A 6086-nucleotide genomic window follows, 5' to 3' on the forward strand; every position below is an offset into this window, starting at 1 on the left:
ACTTTCGGACGATGAACGACCGTCGGCATCAGGTGCTCGCGTCGACCGACAGCTCGGCGTACGCGTCGGTGCGGCAGCGGCCGGTGAGTCGGGACGAGCGGTTCGCCCTCGGGCGGGCGCTGCGTAAAGACGTGCCGCGGCGCACATTGGCCCGGTGGCGGGCGCCGGCCCTGCGGCCCGACCCGGTCGCGCTCATCAAGGCCTCGCACGAAGGCCGGGTCGACGAGCTGGTGCCCGTGCGGGTGGCACGCATGGTCGGCAGCCCCTACGGCTTTCTGCGCGGCAGCGCGGTCGTCATGGCCTGGGACGTCGCACGGCTGCCCGCCACCGGCATCACGCCGGTCGTGTGCGGCGACGCGCACCTGGGCAACTTCGGCTTCTACGGCTCACCCGAGGGCGAGCTGGTCATGGACCTCAACGACTTCGACGAGGCCCACCCCGGGGCCTGGGAGTGGGACCTGCGGCGCCTGGCCGCCTCCATTCACGTCGCGGGCCGCGAGAACGGCGTGGGGGAGGAGGCGTGCTCGGCAGCCGTGCGCAACTGCGTGCTCTCCTACCGCGACGAGGTGCGCTTTCTCGCCGAGCAGCCGTTGCTGTGGCGCTCGTACAACCGGCTCGACGTCGACCGCCTGCACGAGACCGTCACCGAGTCGACCCTGCGCACCGAGATCGACCGCGCGGTCAAGAAGGCCCGGCGCAAGACCAGCGACCGGGTGCTGCCCCGATTCACTCGCGAGGATGAGGATGGCCGGCGCATCGTCTCTGAGCCGCCCCTCATCACCCCACTGGGGCAGGAGGAGTACGAGCAGGTCGAGGCGTCGCTGGACGAGTACCTGCTGACATTGCAGCCGCACTGGCGGCGCGCGGTCGGTGGCTACACGGTGGTCGACATCGCACACAAAGTCGTGGGAGTTGGCAGCGTGGGGTTGCGCGCCTATGTCGTGCTGCTGGAGGGCAGCGACCCGGACGACGTGTTGTTCCTGCAACTCAAGCAGGCCCGGCGCTCGGTGCTGGCGCCGTTCGTGCACGGCGACTCGGTGTGGCACGACCACCAAGGACAGCGTGTGGTGGAGTACCAGCAGGCGCTGCAGACCGTCTCCGATCCGCTGCTGGGGTGGACGACTGTCGGCGACCTCACCTGCTATGTGCGGCAGTTCCGCAACCAGAAGGGCACCGTGCCCCTGGACGGCCTCGACGACGCCGCCCTGCGCGACTACGCCGGGATCGTCGGGCACCTGCTGGCCAAGGGTCACGCCCGAACCTCCGGCGCCTCGATGATCGGCGGCTACCTGGGTAAGGGAGAGCGCGTGGCCGACTCAATGGCCACCTTCGCCCGCCGCTACGCCGACCAGACCGAGGCCGACCACGCCCGCTTCGTCGCCGCCGTCCGCTCCGGCGAGCTGCCCATCGATGAGGAGGCGGCCGCCTCCTCCGCCTTCCGCCCCTGAGTGACACCAGGGCGAGGAAGGGGCGGACTTATCGGCCGCCAACCGCCCGATTTGAGTCTGCTGGGGCCTGTCTGGCACTATGTACAGGTTGCTTGAGGCGTGGGTAAGGCATGAGGCCTGCACCACAGTCCCTCTGACGAGGTTACTAGCACCACGGATTCGACCTGCGAGACCTGCAGACATGTTCTGCCAGAGTCGCGCGTCGGCCGCGGGACCGGTGCCTGGCGAGTGGAAGCGCAAGCTCCGGTTCATCCGACCACCGACTACGTCGTGGCACGGCTCGGCTCCCAAGCATGAGCGGTCAGCGAGGTAGGCGGGGTGTTGCGTGTGCACGACTCTGTCCGCACAGCGCGACACACCCGAGCGCGGGGGTCGGAGGCCGGGTCCGAAGAGAACGACGAGAGAGAGTCTGACGAAGCGATGGCGGGACAGAAGATCCGCATCCGGCTGAAGTCGTACGACCACGAGGTCATCGACAGCTCGGCGCGCAAGATTGTCGACACCGTGACCCGTGCGGGCGCGACTGTGGTCGGCCCCGTGCCGCTGCCGACGGAGAAGAACGTCTTCGTCGTCATCCGGTCTCCCCACAAGTACAAGGACAGCCGCGAGCACTTCGAGATGCGCACGCACAAGCGCCTCATCGACATCGTGGACCCGACGCCCAAGGCCGTCGACTCGCTGATGCGTCTCGACCTGCCGGCGGACGTCAACATCGAGATCAAGCTGTAAGTCCAGGAGCGAGATTTCACATGACTTCGACACGCGAACGCGCCGTCAAGGGACTCCTGGGCACCAAGCTCGGCATGACCCAGGTTTGGGACGCCGACAACCGCCTTGTCCCGGTGACGGTCATCCAGGCCGGACCCTGCGTCGTCACGCAGGTCCGTGACGCTGAGAACGACGGCTACACCGCCGTGCAGATCGGCTTCGGCGCCATCGACCCCCGTAAGGTCAAGAAGCCCATGACGGGCCACTTCGAGAAGGCCGGCGTCACGCCGCGCCGCCACCTCGTCGAGCTGCGCACCAGCGACGCCGGCGAGTACAGCCTCGGTCAAGAGCTGACCGTCGAGGCGTTCGAGGGCGGCCAGAAGGTCGACGTTGCGGGCACCACCAAGGGCAAGGGCTTCGCCGGTGTGATGAAGCGTCACGGCTTCCACGGCGTCGGCGCCTCCCACGGTGCGCACCGTAACCACCGCAAGCCGGGCTCCATCGGCGGCTGCGCGACCCCCGGTCGCGTCTACAAGGGCCAGCGCATGGCCGGCCGCATGGGCGGCGTGCGCCAGACCACCCAGAACCTGACGATCCACGCGGTGGACGCCGAGCGCGGGCTCCTGCTCGTCAAGGGCGCCGTTCCCGGTCCGCGCGGTGGCGTCGTCCTCGTCCGCACCGCAGCCAAGGGGGCCTGAGTCGTGACGACCATCGACATCCTCGACACCACCGGTGGCTCCAACGGCACCATCGAGCTGCCCGCCGAGATCTTCGACGTGCAGACCAACGTGCCGCTCATCCACCAGGTCGTCGTCGCCCAGCTTGCGGCGGCCCGCCAGGGCACGCACTCGACCAAGACCCGCGGCGAGACCCGCGGTGGTGGGCGTAAGCCTTACCGCCAGAAGGGCACCGGCCGCGCCCGCCAGGGCTCGGTGCGCGCGCCGCAGTTCGCCGGCGGTGGCGTCGTGCACGGCCCGCAGCCGCGCGACTACTCCCAGCGCACCCCCAAGAAGATGAAGGCCGCCGCCCTGCGCGGAGCCCTCTCCGACCGGGCGCGCCACGGCCGCATCCACGCGCTGACCGCCGTGATCGACGGGGACACCCCCTCGACCAAGTCGGCTCGCGTGCTGCTGGAGAAGGTCAGCGACCGGCGCAACCTGCTCATCGTGCTCGACCGGGCCGACGAGTTCGCCGCCCTGTCGGTGCGCAACCTGCCGAACGTGCACGTGCTCTGGTCCGACCAGCTCAACACCTACGACGTGCTGTGCGCCGACGACATCGTGTTCACCGAGAAGGCTCTGCGCGAGTTCATCTCGGCCGGCTCCGGCGCCAAGGAGACCGCGAAGTGAACCTCAACAAGAACCCCCGCGACATCCTCATCGCCCCGGTCGTCTCGGAGAAGTCCTACTCGCTGCTCGACGACGGCAAGTACACCTTCCTCGTCGACCCGCGGGCCAACAAGACCGAGATCAAGATCGCCGTGGAGAACATCTTCGGGGTCAAGGTCGCGTCGGTGAACACACTGAACCGTCAGGGCAAGACGCGGCGCACCCGCTTCGGCACGGGCAAGCGCAAGAACACCAAGCGCGCCATCGTCACCCTCAAGGAAGGCTCGATCGACATCTTCGGGGCCACGGCCTAAGGGCCGGCCACGAGTTGAGTCGAGAGAGAAACGAGGACTAAACAATGGCAATCCGCAAATACAAGCCGACCACCCCGGGTCGTCGCGGCAGCTCCGTGGCCGACTTCGTCGAGGTGACGCGCTCCACGCCGGAGAAGTCCCTGGTGCGCCCGCTGAGCAAGACCGGCGGCCGCAACAACTCCGGGCGCATCACCACCCGCCACATCGGCGGTGGCCACAAGCGCGCCTACCGCGTCATCGACTTCCGTCGCCACGACAAGGACGGCATCCCGGCCAAGGTCGCGCACATCGAGTACGACCCCAACCGCACCGCCCGCATCGCGCTGCTGCACTACGCCGACGGCGAGAAGCGCTACATCCTGGCGCCCAACCGCCTCAAGCAGGGCGACCCGATCGAGAACGGCCCCGCGGCCGACATCAAGCCGGGCAACGCACTGCCGCTGCGCAACATCCCCGTCGGTACCGTCGTGCACGCCATCGAGCTGCGCCCCGGTGGCGGCGCGAAGATCGCCCGCTCGGCCGGCGCCCGCGTGCAGCTCGTCGCCAAGGACGGCCCCTACGCCCAGCTGCGTATGCCGTCGGGTGAGATCCGCAACGTCGACCTGCGCTGCCGCGCCACGGTCGGCGAGGTCGGCAACGCCGAGCAGAGCAACATCAACTGGGGCAAGGCCGGCCGCATGCGCTGGAAGGGCAAGCGCCCCACCGTCCGCGGTGTCGTGATGAACCCCGTCGACCACCCCCACGGTGGTGGCGAGGGTCGCACCTCCGGTGGACGTAACCCGGTCAGCCCCTGGGGCCAGCCGGAGGGTCGCACCCGCCGCCCGAACAAGGAAAGCGACAAGCTCATCGTGCGTCGCCGTCGTACTGGCAAGAAGCGCTGATAAGGAGCCTGCCGAATGCCTCGTAGCTTGAAAAAGGGCCCCTTCATCGACGACCACCTGCAGAAGAAGGTGGACGCCCAGAACGAAGCGGGCACGAAGAACATCATCAAGACCTGGTCGCGCCGCTCGGTCATCGCGCCGGACTTCCTCGGTCACACCTTTGCCGTGCACGACGGCCGCAAGCACGTCCCGGTGTTCATCACCGAGTCGATGGTCGGCCACAAGCTCGGCGAGTTCGCCCAGACGCGCACCTTCAAGGGTCACGTGAAGGACGACAAGAAGGGACGCCGTCGCTGATGGCCGCCAACACCACCATCGAGAACGAAGGCGTGGCCGCCAAGGCCGTGGCCCGCCACGTGCGGGTCACCCCGATGAAGGCCCGCCGCGTCGTGGACCTCATCCGCGGCAAGAACTGCGTCGAGGCCCTGGCCGTGCTGCAGTTCGCTCCGCAGTCGGCCAGCGAGCCGGTGCGCAAGCTGGTCGCCAGCGCGATCGCCAACGCCCGGGTCAAGGCCGACAAGGAGTCGCTGCCGTTCGACGAGCGCGCGCTGGTCATCAGCGCCGCCCACGTCGACGAGGGCCCCACGATGAAGCGGTTCCAGCCGCGTGCGCAGGGTCGTGCCTACCGCATCAACAAGCGCACGAGCCACATCACCGTGTACGTCAGCCAGCCGCAGAACGCCAAGCAGGGAGGTGCCCGGTAATGGGCCAGAAGGTCAACCCCCACGGCTTCCGTCTGGGCATCACGACGGAGCACAAGAGCCGCTGGTTCGCCGACTCCACCAAGGACGGCCAGCGCTACCGCGACTACGTGAAGGAAGACGTCGCGATCCGCAAGCTCATGTCCACAGGCATGGAGCGCGCCGGTATCAGCCGCGTCGAGATCGAGCGCACCCGCGACCGCGTGCGCGTCGACATCCACACCGCCCGGCCGGGCATCGTCATCGGCCGTCGCGGCGCGGAGGCCGACCGCATCCGCGGTGAGCTGGAGAAGCTCACGGGCAAGCAGGTGCAGCTCAACATCCTCGAGGTCAAGAACCCGGAGATGGACGCGCAGCTGGTCGCCCAGGGCATCGCCGAGCAGCTCTCGGCCCGCGTCTCCTTCCGTCGCGCCATGCGCAAGGGCATGCAGTCCTCGCTGCGCGCCGGCGCCAAGGGCATCCGCGTGCAGGTCTCCGGCCGTCTCGGCGGCGCCGAGATGAGCCGCACCGAGTTCTACCGCGAGGGTCGGGTGCCGCTGCACACGCTGCGCGCGAACATCGACTACGGCTTCTACGAGGCCCGCACCACCTTCGGACGCATCGGCGTCAAGGTCTGGATCTACAAGGGCGACCTGACCGCCAAGGAGCTCGCGGCCCAGCAGGCCGCCGCCCCCGGTCGGCCGTCCCGCGGCCCGCGCGGTGAGCG

General features: G+C 68.7%; 9 protein-coding genes. All 9 read left to right on the top strand.

Annotated elements, in window-relative coordinates:
* Positions 1 to 11 precede the first annotated feature (11 nt).
* Positions 12 to 1448, top strand: coding sequence for a DUF2252 domain-containing protein (locus KILIM_RS01015; protein WP_006590736.1), 1437 nt, complete (start codon positions 12 to 14; stop codon positions 1446 to 1448).
* Between the two features lie 420 nt (positions 1449 to 1868).
* Positions 1869 to 2177, top strand: coding sequence for a 30S ribosomal protein S10 (rpsJ, locus tag KILIM_RS01020; protein ID WP_006502853.1), 309 nt, complete (start codon positions 1869 to 1871; stop codon positions 2175 to 2177).
* 20 nt (positions 2178 to 2197) lie between these two features.
* On the top strand, positions 2198 to 2854 hold the full coding sequence (gene rplC / locus KILIM_RS01025) for a 50S ribosomal protein L3 (RefSeq protein ID WP_006590738.1): 657 nt from the start codon (positions 2198 to 2200) through the stop codon (positions 2852 to 2854).
* 3 nt (positions 2855 to 2857) lie between these two features.
* Positions 2858 to 3505, top strand: coding sequence for a 50S ribosomal protein L4 (gene rplD, locus KILIM_RS01030; protein ID WP_006590739.1), 648 nt, complete (start codon positions 2858 to 2860; stop codon positions 3503 to 3505).
* A complete protein-coding gene (gene rplW, locus KILIM_RS01035) occupies positions 3502 to 3798 on the top strand; it encodes a 50S ribosomal protein L23 (protein ID WP_006590740.1) in 297 nt (98 codons plus the stop codon). Before rplD ends, rplW begins: the two co-directional genes overlap by 4 nt.
* A 44-nt stretch (positions 3799 to 3842) precedes the next feature.
* Positions 3843 to 4679, top strand: coding sequence for a 50S ribosomal protein L2 (gene rplB / locus KILIM_RS01040; protein ID WP_006590741.1), 837 nt, complete (start codon positions 3843 to 3845; stop codon positions 4677 to 4679).
* 15 nt (positions 4680 to 4694) lie between these two features.
* A complete protein-coding gene (rpsS, locus tag KILIM_RS01045; RefSeq protein ID WP_006590742.1) occupies positions 4695 to 4976 on the top strand; it encodes a 30S ribosomal protein S19 in 282 nt (93 codons plus the stop codon).
* Between the two features lie 32 nt (positions 4977 to 5008).
* The gene (gene rplV, locus KILIM_RS01050) at positions 5009 to 5383 is read left to right on the top strand and encodes a 50S ribosomal protein L22 (RefSeq protein WP_040561794.1); all 375 of its coding nucleotides are present in this window, start codon (positions 5009 to 5011) and stop codon (positions 5381 to 5383) included.
* Positions 5383 to 6086 (top strand): 30S ribosomal protein S3 (gene rpsC / locus KILIM_RS01055; protein WP_006590744.1); only part of this gene is annotated, 704 nt, incomplete at its 3' end. The genes rplV and rpsC, both read left to right, overlap by 1 nt.

Origin of the sequence: Kineosphaera limosa NBRC 100340, from assembly GCF_000298215.1 — a bacterium.
In the GTDB taxonomy this organism is placed as follows: domain Bacteria; phylum Actinomycetota; class Actinomycetes; order Actinomycetales; family Dermatophilaceae; genus Kineosphaera; species Kineosphaera limosa.